Here is a 17,728-nt window from a genome sequence, read left to right as displayed (position 1 = left end):
ACGGGGCAGTCAAATTAAGGGCAACCCGCCATGATAGTGGCGGCGGGCTAACTTGGCTAGGAATGCAGGACAATGGCAGGCTGTGACGATCAACTTAACCCCCGACCCCACACTGGACGATAGCCCCACCATGACGCGCACCGAGCTGCGCGCCAGTGGCTCGCTCGCGTCCATCTTTGCCTTGCGCATGTTGGGCTTGTTTTTGGTGTTGCCCGTGTTTGCGCTGGAAGCGCGCAAGTACCCAGGCGGGGATGACCCCGCACTGATTGGCTTAGCCATGGGCATTTATGGCCTGACGCAAGGCATTTTGCAAATTCCGTTTGGCATGGCGTCTGACCGCTTGGGCCGCAAGCGGGTGATTATTTTTGGTTTGTTGGTGTTTGCCTTGGGCAGCTTGATTGCCGGTAGTGCCGACACCTTGACAGGTTTGCTGGTGGGCCGCTCGGTGCAAGGCGCGGGCGCGGTGTCTGCTGCGGTCACCGCTTTGTTGGCAGACCTGACGCGCGACAGTGTGCGCACCAAAGCCATGGCTTTGGTGGGCGCAAGCATTGGGCTGATGTTTGCCTTGTCACTGGTGGTGTCGCCCGTGATTGCGGCACACATTGGTTTGTCGGGCTTGTTTGTGTTGACAGCGGTGCTGGCGCTGCTGGGCACAGCCGTGGTGGTGTGGGGCGTGCCTGCTGAGCCTGTGGCGCACAAAGATGCCGCCCGCGGTGGCCTACGTCAAGTGCTGTCTAGCCCTGCGCTGCTCCGCCTGAACATTGGTGTGTTTGTGTTGCATGCGGTGCAGCTGGCGATGTGGGTAGCGATCCCTGCGTTTTTGGTGCAAGCCGGGTTGGGCAAAGATGACCACTGGCAAATTTATTTGCCCGCTGTGTTGGGCTCGTTCGTGTTGATGGGCGGTGTGTTTCCGCTGGAGCGCCGTGGTTATTTGCGTGCGGTGTTTTTAAGCGCCATTGCTTTGATTGCTTTGGTGCAAGTGGCGCTGCTGTGGGTGTCGTCTGGCGCGCCCAGCATCACCTGCTTGGCTTGGTTGTTGTTTGCGTTCTTTTGTGGCTTCAACGTGTTGGAAGCCACGCAGCCCAGCTTGGTATCGCGCATCGCGCCCGCTGCGTCGCGTGGCGCGGCCATGGGTGTGTACAACACGCTGCAATCGTTGGGCTTTTTTGCGGGTGGCGTGATGGGCGGTCAGCTTGTCAAAAGCTACGGCACACAAGGCCTGTTTTTAACTTGTGCGGCACTCATGCTGCTGTGGCTGGTGGTAGCTTGGCCCATGGTGGCGCCCAAGCGATTGGCCCCTTCCGCAAAGACCCCATAATTAGCCCCTATCTGGAGGAATTTACCCATGGCATCCGTTAACAAAGTCATCCTCGTCGGCAACTGCGGCCGCGACCCCGAAGTGCGCTACTTGCCCAGCGGCCAAGCCGTGGCCAACGTGAGCGTGGCCACATCGAGCCGCCGCAAAGACAAAAACAGCGGCGAGATGATTGAAGACACGCAGTGGCACCGCGTCACGTTCTATGACCGCTTGGCCGAAATCGCTGGCGAATACGTCAAAAAAGGCCGTCCCATCTACGTGGAAGGCCGCTTGAAATACGGCGTGTACACCGACAAAACCACAGGCGTGGAAAAAAACACCGTGGACATCATTGCCACTGAGTTGCAGCTCTTGGGTGGCCGTGAAGGCATGGGCGGCCCCAGCGGTGGTGGCGAAGAAGGCGGCGGTGGCTACAGCCGTCCAGCGGCAGCTCCTCGCGCCGCAGCCCCAGCAGCGCAACGCCCTGCGGCACCTGCGCCTGCCAAGGGTGGCTTTGACGACATGGACGACGACATCCCGTTTTGATCTGCTGACGTAAATTAGGCATGCAATCAAAAGCCGACTGGTGATAAGCCAGTCGGCTTTTTTTATAACCAGGCAGACGCTTAAATTAACAAATATTAATAATATGTAGCTACATATATTTACAATCAATCCCTTTTGAAGAAGCTAAAAGGGTTAATGAATGTGGCTGGTCGAGACAAGAAACCCTCTGCACAGGGGTCGTCACATTTGGATTGTGGGTTTGATCGGTGCAACATCCGCACTCGCTCAAACCACCCCTGTTGAAACATTAATTCGTCAACACGAACGTGCGGTCCAAGACGTTACACGTCGTGAGTCTCTGGGTGTCGATTCACTCAGCCCCGAGACAGACGCGGGCCAAACTACCCCAAGAACCAAACCGCAAGCGGGTGCATGTCGCGTTATTCGGACCATCCGGCTAGATGGCCACCCCGATGCCATGGGTGCACAGCCACAAGCGCTGTTCAGCGCTTATTTAGGTCAGTGCCTGGTTGCAGAAGAGATCAACGCATTGCTAGGTGACTTGAACAGTTGGTTCCAACGCAAAGGCTGGACCACCACCCGTGTCTATGCCGCAGAGCAAGACATCAACGGAGGCGAACTGGTCTTACGTGTGGTGGCAGGTCGCATCGAAGGCTACCGCTACATAGACAAAGAGGCTGATGAGCGATTGGCCTATGCGTTCCCACAAGAGCCTGCTGGTTACCTCAATCTGCGAGACCTAGAGCAAGGCCTAGAAAACCTCAATCGTGTGCCGTCACAAGAGGCCAAGTTTCAGCTCTACCCAGGTAAAGAGCCGGGCACCTCGGTCGTCGTGGTCGAGATGACAGAAAAGCCACGCACGCGATGGACCGAAATGGTCGACAACAGCGGCAACGCCAGCATGGGGCATTGGCGCAGCAACACCGAGTTTGCGATTGACAACTTGTTGGGTCGCAACGACCAACTTGCCATTGGCTACAACCGCAACTTAGACGGCGGCACATTAGGCTCAACCTTTGAGGGCTTAACAGCTAACTACAACCTCTCCAGTGGCAATCATTTATGGGGTACATCGTTGGCCCTGTTTAGAACAGATTTCACGTTGCCTGGTATCAATCAAAACTATTTGCTTCAAACGCGTTCTAAAAAAATGGGTGTGAGTTACGAATACCTGCTCACACGCGATCAAAGCAGCAAGTTCAGTTTCATTGCGGGTTTGGACTTCACCCATCAACGCAGCTACACACAAGACATCAACATCGACAGTCAGTACCGCCGCCTAGCTGTGGCCTATGCAGGCATCAAGGGCAAACAGTACTTTGGCAACAACATCTTGGATTGGCAATTGCGTGCAGATCAAGGCACGGGCCTGATAGATGCGATGAGCCGCATTCCCGGTGGTACAGACCCACGTTACTGGGCGCACAAAGCGCAGGCTAACTTGACAGTGCCGTTGCCTAAAAACAAAGGCATTTGGCGGACAAGTTTTCAGGCGCAAGACAGCCAAGACAACACGCCTACGTTGGGACAGATGTATGTGGGAAGCCGCTACAACGTGCGTGGCTACCAAGACCACAGTCTCTACGGTGCTACCGGTGCTTGGCTGCGTAATGACTTAGAAAGCAGCCCCGTGCGCGTTGATCAAGTCAATCTCACGCCCTATGTGGGCTACGACGCAGGCCACATCAAATCCAACGCACAGCAACAAGTCAGCCAACACCATGTCACCGGCATGGCTGTGGGTATGCGCATGGACTGGGGCAAGGTCAAAGCTGATCTTGCCTACACCCGCGCTTTGAGCCGCCCCGAAGAATTTGTCAACGAGTCACGCAGCCGCTGGCTAGCCCACCTCAGCATTGCTTTGTGAATGAGAACGCTATGACCCACTTTCACCTATCCCGCCGTCAAATTGCGAGTGTCTTGCTCGCCAGTTACTTGATGGGGCCTGCACTGGTTTTTGCGCAAGTGGTTATCAACGGTGGCACGCCTAATGACGGACGACGAGCCTATGTAGACCAAACGCAAAACGGTTTGCCCAAAGTCAACATCGCCACGCCTAATGGTGCGGGCGTGTCACACAACGTTTACCAAGAGTTCAATGTGGGCAAGCAAGGCCTAATCTTGAACAACGGCGCTAGCAACAGCAACACATCGCTCGCAGGCTGGGTGGAGGGCAACCCCAACCTCACGGTAGGCAATGAAGCCAAGATGATCTTGAACGAGGTTGTCGGTGCCAAGCAGTCGCAATTGCAAGGCTTTGTAGAGGTGGCGGGTAAAAAGGCAGACGTCATCATCGCTAACGAAAACGGCGTCACCTGTAACGGTTGCGGCTTCATCAATACCAGCCGTGTCACGCTCAGCACAGGTACGCCCATGTGGGGCAGTGCGGGCCAAATCGATGGCCTCAAAGTACGCCAAGGTACTTTAGTGGTGGGGGCCGATGGCCTAAGTGCGCCTGATAGTCGTGTGGACTTGCTCTCGCAAGTCATCAACATCCAAGGTGGCATTCACGCTGACCAAATTAATGTCATTGCAGGTGGCAATGATGTTCGTTATGACGACCTGAGCTATATCAAGCAAAACGACATCAAGGGCAGCTTAGACATCTCTGCACTGGGTGGCATGTATGCAAACCAAATTCAACTGGTGGCCACAGGCACAGGTGTGGGCGTTCGCGTGGATGGCACATTGGTCAGTGCTGGTAATGTCATCATTAACAGTGATGGCCTGCTCACTCACGGTGGCAAAACCAGTGCACAAAACAACATCCAAATTAACGCGCAGCAGATGACACAAAGTGGCAGTGTGCTTGCCACTGAAAAACTGGATGTCAAAGTCCAATCGTTGACCAACACAGGCACGCTGGTCGGACAAGACTTGAACTTGCAAGTAGACCAAGCTCTTGTGAACCAAGGCAGCGTAGGCGCCAACGCTGCGTTGACGGTGACAAGCAATAGCTTAGATAACAGCGGCAAACTCAACGCCAAAGGCTCAGCGCAAATCACGACCGGAGTATTGGGCAACTCAGGCGAAGTGGTGTCTGATGCCGCATTAAATGTGGCTGCATCCAGCGTCAACAACACAGCCAAAATTTCAGGCAACAGCGTGACGCTCACGAGCGCGGGTGCGTTAGACAATGGCAGCACGGCCAGCATGGCGGCAGCAACAACGCTCGTTCTTAAAGCCAACGCCATCAACAACGCAGGCAGCATGTCGGCGAATCAGTCGATCGCGATTGAGGCTGACAAGTTGGTGCAAAGTGGCAATCTTGTGAGCAAAGGCGCGTTCACGGCCAGCAAGCTCAGCACATTAGAAAACTCGGGCACGCTCAATGCTCAGTCGTTGGATGTGACGACAGACAAAGTGCTCAATCTTGGTACAGGAACTGTGGCCAGCAGCGGTAAAGCTGCGATTCACGCCACCACACTCAATAACTTAGGGCGCATCCACACCGAGGGCCAAGCCACGTTCGATGTGCGCCGCATGAACAACGCAGGCGTCATTGAGGCCACAGGTGGTTTGGATGTCAACCAAGCATGGACCGTTCAAAACTCGGGCGCGCTCAGTGGCGCTAACGTTGCCATCAACACGCAAGCCCTGAACAACTCGGGCCGTGTGCAGGCAGACCAGTTCACTCTTTCTGCGTATCAAGACAGCAGCATCCCCGCTACGGACCAACTTGCTCAAACAGCGGTGACCAACAGTGGCGTGATAGCTGCAAGCCAAATTGCCATCACTGGCTATGGCAACGTCACCAACGCCAACCAAATCAGCACAGACATCACCAGTCAGAACAACGCGACTGGTAACGGCGACATCCATATTCAAGCCGCCACGTTGGACAACACAAGCGGCAGCGTTCTTGCCAAAAACAAACTCACCGTCGAAGCGGGTGACGTGTACAACAAACGCGCCACGCTGAGTAGCAAAGGTGATTTGAGCATCACGGCCAGCGGCAACATTGACAACGGTGAAGGCCTTATCCTGCATCAGGGTGCAGGCACTGCACAGGTGCAAGCAGGCTTAGCGCTGAACAATGCCAAAGGTCAAATTGAAGGGCAAGGTCAAAGTCTCAGTGTGAACGCTGGTGACATTGACAACAGCCAAGGCCAAATCCTTCAAACCAAAGCCAGCACGGGTGCGCAGCCCGCTACGCTGAATGTGACTGTGCAGGCCGGAGTTGGCACTGCCAGCACGCCAGCCCCTACCAAAGGCCAACTGGTCAACATCAAAGGCAAGATCAGCAGCACAGGCAATGGCACTGTCACAGCCAACAGCATCGTCACAGATGCCAGTAGCGCACAGCTCAGCAGTGGCAGTAGCTTGACTTTCTTGGATAAAAGCAAAACCAGTAGCGGCGCCAGTACGTCCACTGGAGGCTACAACTGGAATGCAGACATCGCAGCAGCCAATGCCGTGACGCAGGCGCAAGCCGCTGTGGATGCAGCCAATGCGAATGTGACGGCCCAAGCCGCCGCACTGCAAGCCGCACAGGCCAACTTGGCTAGATTACAAGCCAACACAGCCAGCACCCCAGCAGTCATTACGCAGGCACAAAATGATGTGGCTGCGGCTCAAGTCGCCAACAACACAGCCCAAGCCGCTGCCTCAACTGCTGCACAGCAACTTGCCACGGCCAAAGCCGCAGTACCTGCTGTGATTGACGGTACTACGGGAATAGGCTCGGCACAGACCAACGGCAAGCCTGTTGACTTGACAGTGCCTGATGCCCCCGTCATCGTGTTCGGCATTGCCAGCTCACAAATTCAAGCTGGCAACGACCTGACCCTCAACGTTGGCGCAGGGTTGTTCGACAACCGCCAAGGCAGCTTGGCCGCAGGTCGAAACCTCACAGTCAATGCGCAGGGCGATGTGTTGGCTGGCCAAATGGCTGCAGGCAATGCGCTCAGCGTGACTGCTAAGCAGTTGGAGGTGGATCAACAGATTCGTGGCAAAACTGCAGACATCACAGCAGACAAACTTGTTGTCACAGGTCGTGTGCAAGGCGACGACAGCTTGGTCGTCAAAGCCGACAGCATCACCAACAGCGGCACCCTGACTGGCAAAGCCACCACCCTGCAAGGGCGCAGCAGCGACACCTCGCTAGAGCTGGGCAACACCGGCATGGTGCAAGGCAACCAAAGCCTCAGCATCAAGGCCAACAAAGTGCTCAACCAAGGTACCTTGGCCTCGGGTGGTGACATCACCACCCAAACCCAATACCTTGAGAACCAAGCGCTGATCTACAGCGGTGGCCGCCAAAAACATTACGGTGTAGAGCTGGTGAACAACGGCGGGCGCATCTACGCCGTGGATGACATCACCATCCAAGGCAACGAAGCGGGCGACAACGCACAAAGCATCCTGAACTACGTGGGCCGTATCGAAGCCCAGGGCGACATCAACCTCAAAGCCAACACCATCACCAACCGCGCTGTTGTGCCCACCGTGAATGCACGTGGTGTGGTGGGAAAAGTCAGCACCAGTACACAAATTCGAACAATTGCCAAAGACACCTTCAATGCCGATGGCAAGAGCGCAGAAATCTTGGCGGGCAAAAACCTCAATATCAAAGCCGACGAGCTGAACAACGAATACGGCATCATCTCGGCCCGTCTCAATGCCAACATTGGCACCCGTTTGCTGACCAATCGAGCTTACGGCGCCATTCAAACCGAAAACATGGTGGTTAAGGCTGCATGCTTTAACTGCCACCAAACCGTGAGCTACAGTGAAACATGGGGCGGCGTCATTGCAGCGGGTGGTACTGCCACCGTCACCGCAAGTGAAAAGCTGGACAACAAAACCATCGACACACGCGATGGCTTTGCAGGCCTGTCCACTGACCCGCGCGTGGTTATCGTGGACGAGCGCTCAGGCACTGCATCCCCTCTCACCCAAGCCTTCAAAGACCGTTTTGGCATCGTCAATGGCCCGTCTAGCAGCGCGGCGGGCACCGCACCCAGCTTGAACCTAGGCAGCCCCAAAGCCTTGTCAGACGGCATCGTGCTCAACCCCAATGGCACGTTTGACTTTAGCCACTACACCGTGCCCAACGGCCAAACCGGGTTGTTTGAAAAAGCGCCTGCCACCTCGCCATACCTTATCCGAGGCCGCAGCGACCTCTTTGCCCCTGCCGCTAATGACCAGTACACCAGCTACAACAAATTTGCGGGCTCTGACTACTTGCTCACCCGCTTAGGCCTCATGCCCAGCGGCATCAAACTCTTGGGCGATGCTTGGTACGAAACCCAACTCGTGCAAGACCAGATGTACGCCCTCAAAGGCCGCACACATTTGGTGGCGGGTACTGACAACGACTACGACCTCATGATGGGCCTCATGGACGCAGGCCTATTGGCTCAATCCCAGTTTGGTTTTGGTTTGGGCGACACCCTTAGCGCTGCGCAACAAGCCGCCCTCACTAAAGACATGGTGTGGCCCGAGTGGCAAGTGGTCGATGGCCAAAAAGTGCTCGTGCCCAAACTCTATGTGGCGCACCTTGACCAGAACAACGACAACAACAAAGGCGCTCGTATTGTGGGCACTGACGTGGCCATCACCACACGCGAACTAGAAAACACCGGCACGCTGCAAGCCAGCAACAGCTTGGTCATCAATGCATCCGGCAAAGTAAGCGGCGGCGGCAGCTATAGCGGCGGCAAGGCTGTGGCCATCGTGGCTGACAGCGTGGACTTGAAGTCTGCGAGTATTCAAAGTGGAGGCTGGCTCAGCGTTGACACTGCCAATGACTTGACCTTGGCTGCCACACAGATCAAGGCAGAGGGTGATGCACGATTAAGTGCAGGCGGCACGGTTGCTTTGAACGCAGACAAACATGAAGCGCACCTTGTGCGTGGCAACGGCAGCACCAAAGACGAAGTGCGCTACGAAACCACCAATGTGAGCGCGGGTGGCAACCTCACCATCGAGGGCACGAAGGGCGTGGTCGCCCAAGGCAGCAAGCTCGATGCAGGCGAAGACTTCAAACTCTCCTCAACTCAAGGCAATGTGGACCTGCAAGCCGTGGTGGATAGCGAAAACGTCAACATCAAAGGCGCTCGGGGCGGCGGCCTCTTAGGCGGTTTACTCAGTCGCTTGGCGGGTAACACCACCCAAACCGAAGACATCAAAGGCGTGCAAATTAATGCAGGCGGCAACGCGGTGGTGCAAGCCAACCAAGGCAACGTGAGCGCACAAAGCCTGCAAATGCACGCAGGCGAACAAGCGGCTATCGTGGCCGCTGGTGCTGTCAAACTCACGAGCGAGCAAGCTTATAGCAAGGCACAAACTGGCAGCGATGTACGCCAAAGCTTGGTGACCGAGCGTAGCGAGATCACGGGCGACAAAGGCGTGATGATTTATGGCCAAAATAGCGTGCAGTTGGATGCTGCGAGCGTCAAAGCAACCCAAGGCGATGTAACCGTGTCATCGGCAGGTGATGTGAGCATGGGCTTCAACACAGACACCCAGCAACACAACTGGACGACCAGCAGCACAAGTGGCAATGTGCTGAAAAAGAAAACCACCACCACCCAACACGAGACGCTCGACAAAACCGCGCAGGTCACAGAGCTAGAAGGCCAGAACGTCAAAGTGCTGGGCAACAACGTCAAAAGCGAAGGCGCCAAGCTAGATGGTTCGAAACTGGTGCAGATCGAGGGTGTGAACAACACCCAGTTGTACGCCGTGCAAGAAGTGCATCAGGTCACAACCAGCAGCCAAACCAGCTCGGGCTTCATGGGCTTCACCTACAGCAAGAGCAGCAGCACCGACAGCAGCATCAAGAGCGAAGCCTTGGGCACCCAGCTGAGCTCGTATGAAGCCGTGCAAATTGGCGTGGGGGCTGTGACCGATGTGCAAGGTGCCATCTTGAACGCACCCAAGGTGAACTTTGTGCGCAGCGCGGGCGCAGACACCAGCCAAGACGGTCAGCTCCTCTTGGGGGGTAGTACCAACACGACCCAAACCAGCCATACAGAAAAAACCACCACAGCGGGTGTGTACCAAGAAATGTCCGGCTATGGTGAGACCAAACAAACGCTGAATCAAACGCAAATTAACGGCAAGGTAAACATTGCATCGGGCATTAACACCACAGTGATGATTCCTGAAGGCACGCTTAAAGACCAAGTACAAAACTTGAGCCAACAGCCGGGCATGGCTTACATCGGTGAGTTGGCCAAAGACCCTAAGATCAACTGGCAGCAAGTGAAGTTAGCCTATGACAAGTGGGAGTACAGCCAAGAGGGGCTCACACCTGCGGGAGCAGCCATTCTTGCCATCGCCATTGCAGCGTATACCGGCGGTATGGGTGCAGAGCTTTTGGGTGGCACAGCGGCGACTAGCACGAGCGCTGCAACTTTGATGGGCAGCACCGTTTACGGCGCTGCAGCCAACGCAGGTTTTGCAGCACTGGCCTCAAGCGCAGGCGTGAGTTTTGTGAACAACGGCGGCGACATTGGCAAAACCCTTAAAGACATGGGTAGCAGCCAAAACGTCAAAGGCGTGTTGACCGCTATGGCCACAGCAGGTGTACTCACCGAGCTGGGCAGCACACCCACCGCCACCGGCCAAACAGGGGCTAATGCACAAGCCATCAGCACCACACAAGCGGTGGACAAGTTCACAGCCAACCTAATGCAAAACGTGACCAACAACATGGCCAGCGCAGTGGTGAGCAGCGCCATCAACGGCACACCGTTGAATGAAGACACGTTGAGCACAGCGCTGACCAGCGCACTCATCACAGCGGGCATGGCGCAGGCGGCCAACAACATTGGTGCGGCTACACAAAACGGCACGCTTAACGCCTATACACAAGCCATGGCGCACGCCTTAGCAGGTTGTGTGGGCGGTGCTGCCACCACAGGTAACAGCGGTGGATGCAGCGCAGGTGCTGTGGGGGCAGTGGTGGGGGAGTTGAGTGCAACGTATGCACTAAGCCAAAACATGAGTGATGCCGCAACTGTTAATTTTGCGAAGACCATGAGCGCGGCGGCAGGTGCGATGGTCGGCGGGCCTGACAGTGCTGCGGCGGTGAACGTGGCGGCGCAGATGGGGGCGAATGCGGCGTTGAATAATGCGCTAACGGGTAAACAACAACGTGCCAAGGAGTTGTTAAAACAACAAGCAGTAACCGCTCAAGATGTTGCCACTGTTGATGCAGCATTCAAAGAGTTAGATGACCGACAAACTAAGGCGTTGGTCAATGCGACGAATGCTAAAGATGCCTATGCTTTAGCAAATACGCCTCAAGAAAAACAACAGGCCTACGCTCAACTGCAGTCTGCATATGCAGCACTGGGGGACATTGCAACTGCGCTGACTAAGCAAGGAGATAGCGCAGGTGCGGCCGTGTATGGCAAAGCAGCACTAACCACCTACTTGACGCTTCAAGTGGCAGCTCAAGAGGTGGGCCAACTCGCAACGCCACTAACGCCAGCGCAGAGAGATGTGGTTGCAAACCAATTCGTTGAGTTGGGAATTGCATTGGATGCTTCAGACTCGGCTAGTGCTAGAGCTGCATTACAAAAATTGAACTCCACAAGCTTTACAGCAGCGACTAATGCTCAAACGTCGAATGGGGGAGTGGCGGCGGGAGAATTGACCCTCGGTGAGAGAGCAGTAGCCAATGCGCTTGAAAATGGACCGTCTACCACCGCACCTGTAGGACGAGGCGGAAGCCCAATGAGTGTTACTCCTGGTACAAATACCCCAGCAGCGATTGATGGTGTCAACTATTCAGGGCATGCATTGGATCAAATGCAGGGTAGAGGGGTTGTTCCGTCGGCAGTGAAAAGCACGATTGAAAATGGAACAATATTCCCAACTGGTCTAGGCACTACGGGTTATTACGATGCTGCGACCAATCTTCGTGCTATCGTTAATTCAACGAATGGTCGTGTTGTAACTGTTATTCCGGGCAAGCCATGAAAACTAGTTCTTTGCTTTCTGATGTCAAAAGGGTGCTGCTCATGGATTGGGATCCAATCGGCATACAAAACATACCTGATGCGATGACTGAGTACGATGGATACGCGCCTAGTATTTGTCAACTGCTCGGTGAATCGAGATCTGTTGAAGAAGTTTATGCGCATCTTCGCTGGATCGTCGTGGATCGTATGGGTCTGGATGACAATGAAGCGCATACGATGGCGGTTGCAAAATCGCTTGTAAGTCTCCCGAGGGCGTAGAGTCTGAGACCTAACCGAAACTCTGACCTATGCGGTGCGCGAAATAATGAGAAATGTGGTGTGGCGTGGAAGACAAAACCACCCAAGTGGGCAGTGATGTGAAGGGCGCCACGGTAGAGATCAGCGCAGGCAAAGACCTGACTACGGTAGCCAGCACGATTGAAGGCAGCGATGTGAGCCTGAGCGCCCAAGGCAAGATTGACTACCTTGCTGCCTTGAACGTGGACAAAAAAGAGGTGCAAAGCAAGAGCAGCAGTAGCTGGTTTGGTATTGATATCCGGTTTTTTAGCTTGCTGCAGACAGCCAAGTCAGAGACCAATGACAGCAGCATCCAAACCCGAGCAGCCGCCACGCAGCTGCAAAGCGAGGGCGATATCTTGAGCCAGTCGGGTGGCGACACAAAACTGCAAGGCACACAAGTCAAAGCCCAAAACTTCACGGTCAACGCAGGTGTAGGTGCAAAAGCGGACCCCAATGCCAAGATCCTGATCGAAGGCGTCAAAGAGACCCTGCAAACCAGCCACACACAAAAGAGCGAGAGCTTGGTGTGGCAAAGCATGTCTGGCAACGGCAGCACGACGGAAACAGCAGTTTTAGCCAACATCCAAGCCAAAACCAAGTTCAGCGCACCTGGCGGCATTGATGTGCAGCTGCCGCCAGGCGAGCCGCTCAAAGAGCAAATCAAAACACTGAGCCAACAGCCGGGCATGGAGTGGCTCAGTGACTTGAGCCAACGCAAGGATGTGAACTGGCAAGAGATCAAGCTTGCTAAAGACAGCTGGAGCTATGACCAACAAGGGCTGACGCCTGCGGGGGCGGCCATTCTTGCCATCGCCATTGCAGCGTATACCGGCGGTATGGGTGCAGGGGTGGTAGGCACCACAGGTGCAGCGGCAGGCGGTGCAAGCGTGACCACATTAGGCGGTGTTACGTTGGCAACGACCACGGCAGCAGGGGTTACAACTGTGACGGCATACGGCGCAGCGGTGAACGCAGGTTTTGCAGCACTGGCCTCAAGCGCAGGCGTGAGTTTTGTGAACAACGGTGGCGACATTGGCAAGACCCTCAAAGACATGGGTAGCAGCCAAAACGTCAAAGGCGTTCTCACTGCGATGGCCACAGCTGGGGTGCTCGCAGAGCTGGGCAGTACACCCACGGCCACAGGCCAAACAGGTGCGAATGCGCAAGTGGTCAGCACCACACAAGCGGTGGACAAATTCACAGCCAACCTGATGCAAAACGTGACCAACAACTTGGCCAGCGCGGTGGTGAGCAGCGCCATCAACGGCACACCGTTGAATGAAGACACGTTGAGCACAGCGCTGAGCAGCGCACTCATCACAGCGGGCATGGCGCAGACGGCCAACAGCATTGGTGCAGCGGCGACAGGAACCAACCCAACACTCAACGCCTACACACAAGCACTGGCGCACGCTCTAGCTGGTTGTGTGGGTGGTGCGGCAACCACGGGCAATAGCGGTGGATGCAGCGCAGGTGCTGTGGGCGCGGTGGTGGGGGAGTTGAGTGCTGGCTATGCCAAGAGCACAGGCGCCACAGATGCAAATGCTCTTGCATTTGCCAAGAGCATGAGTGCCGTGGCTGGAGCCTTGGTGGGCGGGCCTGATAGCGCGGCAGCGGTGAATGTGGCATCGCAGATGGGGGCTAATGCGGCGGAGAATAATTGCATTATTCACAAATGTTATTTACTAACGCCGAAGCCAGACTCGGGATTGGAGCTTTCTGGCAAGGTTGGCAATGGCTACTATGGACGAGAGGAAACATTAACTGCTCTCGAGAGCATTGGTACTGCGTGGAAAGATTCTGGGGCTACAAAGAATATTGTTGTGACTGAAATTAGCCAAGAGATTGGACCTACGCCGGGGCATAAAACGCATGATGAAGGTGCGAGTGTTGATATTCGCCCAATCAGGGCAAGCGGTACGGGTGGGCTATCTTATAAAGATCCTAACTATGACCAACCAGCGACGCAAAATTTGGTAAACATCATTAAGCAGCAATACCCAGATGCGATCATTTATTTCAACGACCCAAATATCGTCGGTGTAAAACCTTGGCCGGGGCACAACGATCATTTACATGTGGGGTTCAAATGACACGAGTTCTGTTGGGTGTGTGTTTTTTGTTTTCCGTCGCATCAATCGCTAACGCCGCTGGAGATTGGTGGGGCCATTTGGAGGGTGATATAGGCGTTGGGCAAACGCCATTAGTTGACCCCGCACCGACCGATCCACCTGCTGCTTACTTTGTAATTAAAGGTGATGCTGCAAAGCTCATGTACGAGAGAATGGGTGGAGAAGTAGTTGCGGGGCAGGACTCCTGTGAGGAAGGTGTTGTTACGAAGTTTTCTGGTGATTTGCAATGTGCTCTACATCTGAATGATCAGACATACGTCTGTGATATCGGCGTTGATTTGCTCAAAGGAAAGTCTATTGTTGGACGTGGCTGTTGATAGCGTGAGCCATACCACCAGCAGCATCAAAGCAGGTAACCAAGCCAACCACAGCACTGAATAACTTGACCGTGCAAGGCGGCGATGTGCAAGCCAAAGACATCAACCTCATTGCCTTAGGCGATGTCACATTGACAGGCGTACAAAACAAACAGGTCTATGGCGGTGGCAATGACACCACCACCGTCACCACCACCCAAAGCCTCAACCTCAAGGCTGACAACGTCAACATCCAAGGCGTGGGTCAAAACAGCAATGTGGCTTTGGTAGCCGCCAATGTGGATGCTGCTAACAAAGCCAAAATTGCAGGTACAGGGGATGTGACCATTGCTTCAGGCGAGAACCGCACCACGCATGAGTGGACCACGCGAAACGAAGACAGCACCTAAGGTGGACTTTGTGCGCAGCGCAGGGGCTCACACCAGCAAAGAGGGTTAGCTGATCTTGGGCGGTAGTACCAACACGACCCAAACCATCCATGCAGAAAAAACCACCACAGCGGGTGTGTACCAAGAAATGTCCGGCTATCGCGAGACCAAGCAAAAGGTAACGCCTGCCTTGATTTCAACTCTGTCAATGTCCAAGTTCAAGAACCATCGGTGGATGGTGGTTTAAAAAACATGGGGTAACGACGGCTGACCAATTCCGTGTCGAGCCGCCATGCGACACAACGGTTTAAGTGAGGTGGTGGTATTTCTGGGTTTGTGACTTCAAATGTGCCAGTCACGGTTTGGAACGCGGCGGTGGCCATGTTGAACAGCAGCTCCCGCAGGTGCGCACACCCTTGCGATTTACCCAAGTTTTCTTCAATTGCTTTTCGCCAGCCACTGGCGAGTTGAGCGCCAATCAGTTTTTGCATAGGTGGCATGGCTTGGGGACACTCGTCGTGCGGAACATCATCCATCGACACCTGAATGTCTTGAATCACAAGGCGTGCATTCACCGTTAAGCGAATCGACATGTTGTGAATTGGTTCGTTCGGCAACCAAGATTTCTCGCCGGGAACTTCAAATGGCATGGGTTTGGTATCACGCAACACACCTTCAATGTCCCACAAGCCATCGTCTCTTTGATAGCCAGTGAAAGTGACTTGCCTTGTGTGCGCGTGTCTTCGCGGTTGTGCTGCTGGTAAAGCCAAAGTGAATCCTGAGAACAGAGGGTTTTGATAGCGCTGACTGTATAGCCTCTATCGCTCATGTGCATGAACCGAAGGTGATCGCATGTGTTTGCCGACAGACGACACATCCAACATAGATATATTTTAAAAATATGGTTAATACGATTATTTCATTGGAAATGGAATAGCTTCATCTTGATACTCGCGCCCATAAGAAAACAAGTGACAAAACTGAAGGGTGAGTTTTATGAGGATGACAACATGTTGACCATCAACCTTTTTAACGGCCTCGTCTACGGCGCATTGCTCATCGTGATGTGCTCGGGCCTGGCCTTGATCTACGGCCTGCGCCGCGTGGTCAACTTTGCCCATGGCTCGCTCTACATGTTGGGCGCCTACCTCGGCTACACCGTGGCCTTGCAAAGCAACTTCTGGGTCGCCTTGGTCGTCGCCCCCGCCTTGATGGCCGTCTTTGGGGTGCTGCTGGACCGCTACGGTTTTCGCCTGCTCCAAGACCGTGAACCCCTCACGGTCGTGTTGGTCACCTTCGGCTTGCTGCTCGTCATCGAAGACATGGTGCAGTCGGTCTGGGGCAAGAGCAACCTCTCTGTCGCCGCCCCCGAGGCCTTGAACTTCTCTGTCGATTTGTTTGGCACCTCCGTGCCCGCCTACCGCATTGGCGTCATCGTGATGGGTGCGGCTGTGGCACTGGGCCTGAGCCTGTGGCTGCGCTACTCCAAAGTCGGTTTGTTTGTGCGCGCTGCCAGCACCGACCCCGTGACCACCGCCATGCAAGGCGTCAACACCGATGCCTTGAGCGCTGGTGTGGTGGGCTTGGGTACCGCGTTGGCTGGTTTGGCCGGTGTGGTGGCTGCACCCTTCTTGTCGCTGTCACCCTCCATGAGTTCAGACGTGTTGATTGACTCTTTTGTGGTGGTCGTGATTGGCGGCTTGGGCTCACTTGCAGGGGCCTTCATTGCCGCCTTGCTGCTGGGCATGGTGCAGGCCATTGGCGCGGTGTATTTGCCTGATGCATCGGTGCTGCTGCCCTTTGTGTTCATGGTCGCCATCTTGATTTGGAAGCCCGCAGGTTTTGCTGGCAGCCGCACTTAATTCCGAGGACCTTGGATATGAGCCCCCTTCGCGCTATTGCTTATTCTGTCGCCGCCCTGCTCGCAGGCGTGGGCTTGGTGGCGGTGATCAGTTCAAACACCGTGCTGTCACTGCTGACCCAAGCCGTGGTGTACGCCGTCTTTGCCTTGGGCATTGGCGTGCTGCTCAAGCAAAACGGCTTGGTGAGTTTTGGTCACGCCTTGTATTTTGGTGTGGCCGGTTACGCCATCGGCATCACCTTGCAACAACAACTCATGCCCGTCGAATGGGCCATCTTGGCCACCTTGGTGGGCATAGGCATCGCCGCCTTTGTGGTGGGCCTGATCATCGTGCGTGTGCCCGGCATTGCGTTTGGCATGTTGACCTTGGCGATTGGCCAAATGTTCTTTTTGTCGGTCTCGCGCGCCCGCGGCATCACGGGTGGCGCTGACGGCATGCAAGTCGATTGGCCTGCCACGATTTTTGGCTTTAGCCAATCGGCCATCCTCAAGCCTGTCACCCTATTTTTGATTTGCTGGACGACCTTGGTCATCGTCATGTTGCTGCTGACCTTGTTGCTCAACACACGTTTTGGTGCCATCACCGAAGCCGTGCGCGACAACGAAGAACGTGCGCGCTTCATTGGCATCTCCACCGTCATTCCACGCGCTGCCATCTACGCCTTGTCTGCGGTGGTCACCGCCGTGGCGGGCTTGCTGTCCACCTTGAACACCGGCTTTGTCTCTCCCGAGAGCTTGCACTGGAGCTTGTCGGGCATGGCCTTGATGATGGTCGTGGTCGGTGGCTTCAAAGCCCTGTGGGGCCCCGCCTTGGGCGCGGTGGTGTATTTCATCTTCAAAGACGTGGTGGGCGACTACGCCACCCACTGGATGTCTATTTTTGGTGTCGCCTTGATCGCCGTCATCGTGTTCTCGCCCACGGGCATCGCGGGCGCTTTGCAAGCCCTCTGGCGCGGCAAGCCCGCCTCAGCGTCACGCGCCAAAGCCGGTGCGCATTAAACGGCAAAC

At 55.1% G+C, this 17,728-nt stretch carries 11 protein-coding genes; 10 read left to right on the top strand and 1 reads right to left on the bottom strand.

Annotated elements, in window-relative coordinates; genetic code table 11:
• Positions 1–130: 130 nt before the first annotated feature.
• The 8 genes from B9Z44_RS06690 to B9Z44_RS06655 all read left to right on the top strand — a co-directional run bounded on the left by B9Z44_RS06690 (position 131) and on the right by B9Z44_RS06655 (position 14,880).
• Complete coding sequence (locus B9Z44_RS06690; RefSeq protein WP_108359613.1) at positions 131–1,318, top strand: MFS transporter; 1,188 nt, start codon at positions 131–133, stop codon at positions 1,316–1,318.
• Between the two features lie 27 nt (positions 1,319–1,345).
• Positions 1,346–1,843, top strand: coding sequence for a single-stranded DNA-binding protein (ssb, locus tag B9Z44_RS06685; protein WP_104800452.1), 498 nt, complete (start codon positions 1,346–1,348; stop codon positions 1,841–1,843).
• A gap of 220 nt (positions 1,844–2,063) precedes the next feature.
• Entirely contained in the window at positions 2,064–3,692 is a 1,629-nt protein-coding gene (locus tag B9Z44_RS06680) for a ShlB/FhaC/HecB family hemolysin secretion/activation protein (protein WP_170108478.1), read from the top strand.
• Positions 3,693–3,703: 11 nt separating this feature from the next.
• Positions 3,704–11,761, top strand: a complete 8,058-nt coding sequence (locus B9Z44_RS06675) for a two-partner secretion domain-containing protein (RefSeq protein ID WP_108402004.1) — start codon at positions 3,704–3,706, stop codon at positions 11,759–11,761.
• Positions 11,758–12,021 carry a hypothetical protein gene (locus B9Z44_RS06670; protein ID WP_108359364.1) on the top strand — a complete coding sequence of 88 codons (264 nt, stop codon included), beginning with the start codon at positions 11,758–11,760 and terminating at the stop codon, positions 12,019–12,021. Before B9Z44_RS06675 ends, B9Z44_RS06670 begins: the two co-directional genes overlap by 4 nt.
• A 65-nt stretch (positions 12,022–12,086) precedes the next feature.
• Entirely contained in the window at positions 12,087–14,135 is a 2,049-nt protein-coding gene (locus tag B9Z44_RS06665) for a DUF637 domain-containing protein (protein ID WP_170108477.1), read from the top strand.
• Entirely contained in the window at positions 14,132–14,491 is a 360-nt protein-coding gene (locus tag B9Z44_RS06660) for a hypothetical protein (RefSeq protein WP_108402002.1), read from the top strand. Before B9Z44_RS06665 ends, B9Z44_RS06660 begins: the two co-directional genes overlap by 4 nt.
• A gap of 65 nt (positions 14,492–14,556) precedes the next feature.
• A complete protein-coding gene (locus tag B9Z44_RS06655; RefSeq protein ID WP_170108476.1) occupies positions 14,557–14,880 on the top strand; it encodes a hypothetical protein in 324 nt (107 codons plus the stop codon).
• A 197-nt stretch (positions 14,881–15,077) separates the two neighbouring features.
• On the opposite strand, the gene B9Z44_RS06650 is transcribed toward B9Z44_RS06655, so the two are convergent.
• Positions 15,078–15,629 carry a DUF2889 domain-containing protein gene (locus B9Z44_RS06650; RefSeq protein ID WP_108402000.1) on the bottom strand — a complete coding sequence of 184 codons (552 nt, stop codon included), beginning with the start codon at positions 15,627–15,629 and terminating at the stop codon, positions 15,078–15,080.
• Between the two features lie 240 nt (positions 15,630–15,869).
• On the opposite strand from B9Z44_RS06650, the gene B9Z44_RS06645 reads away from it, so the two are divergent.
• Both B9Z44_RS06645 and B9Z44_RS06640 read left to right on the top strand, forming a co-directional pair.
• Positions 15,870–16,721 (top strand): branched-chain amino acid ABC transporter permease, encoded by an 852-nt coding sequence (locus B9Z44_RS06645; protein WP_108358871.1) that lies wholly within the window; start codon positions 15,870–15,872, stop codon positions 16,719–16,721.
• 17 nt (positions 16,722–16,738) lie between these two features.
• The gene (locus B9Z44_RS06640) at positions 16,739–17,719 is read left to right on the top strand and encodes a branched-chain amino acid ABC transporter permease (protein ID WP_108401503.1); all 981 of its coding nucleotides are present in this window, start codon (positions 16,739–16,741) and stop codon (positions 17,717–17,719) included.
• The last annotated feature ends 9 nt before the right edge of the window (positions 17,720–17,728 follow it).

It is taken from the genome of Limnohabitans curvus, from assembly GCF_003063475.1.
Lineage (GTDB): Bacteria > Pseudomonadota > Gammaproteobacteria > Burkholderiales > Burkholderiaceae_C > Limnohabitans > Limnohabitans curvus.
This window is presented reverse-complemented; position numbering and strand designations above follow the sequence as displayed.

Bases quoted from the DNA above. Each gene is read 5' to 3' on its own strand.
- B9Z44_RS06690 (WP_108359613.1), top strand. From the start codon at position 131: ATGACGCGCACCGAGCTGCGCGCCAGTGGCTCGCTCGCGTCCATCTTT.
- ssb (WP_104800452.1), top strand. From the start codon at position 1,346: ATGGCATCCGTTAACAAAGTCATCCTCGTCGGCAACTGCGGCCGCGAC.
- B9Z44_RS06675 (WP_108402004.1), top strand. From the start codon at position 3,704: ATGACCCACTTTCACCTATCCCGCCGTCAAATTGCGAGTGTCTTGCTC.
- B9Z44_RS06670 (WP_108359364.1), top strand. From the start codon at position 11,758: ATGAAAACTAGTTCTTTGCTTTCTGATGTCAAAAGGGTGCTGCTCATG.
- B9Z44_RS06660 (WP_108402002.1), top strand. From the start codon at position 14,132: ATGACACGAGTTCTGTTGGGTGTGTGTTTTTTGTTTTCCGTCGCATCA.
- B9Z44_RS06645 (WP_108358871.1), top strand. From the start codon at position 15,870: ATGTTGACCATCAACCTTTTTAACGGCCTCGTCTACGGCGCATTGCTC.
- B9Z44_RS06640 (WP_108401503.1), top strand. From the start codon at position 16,739: ATGAGCCCCCTTCGCGCTATTGCTTATTCTGTCGCCGCCCTGCTCGCA.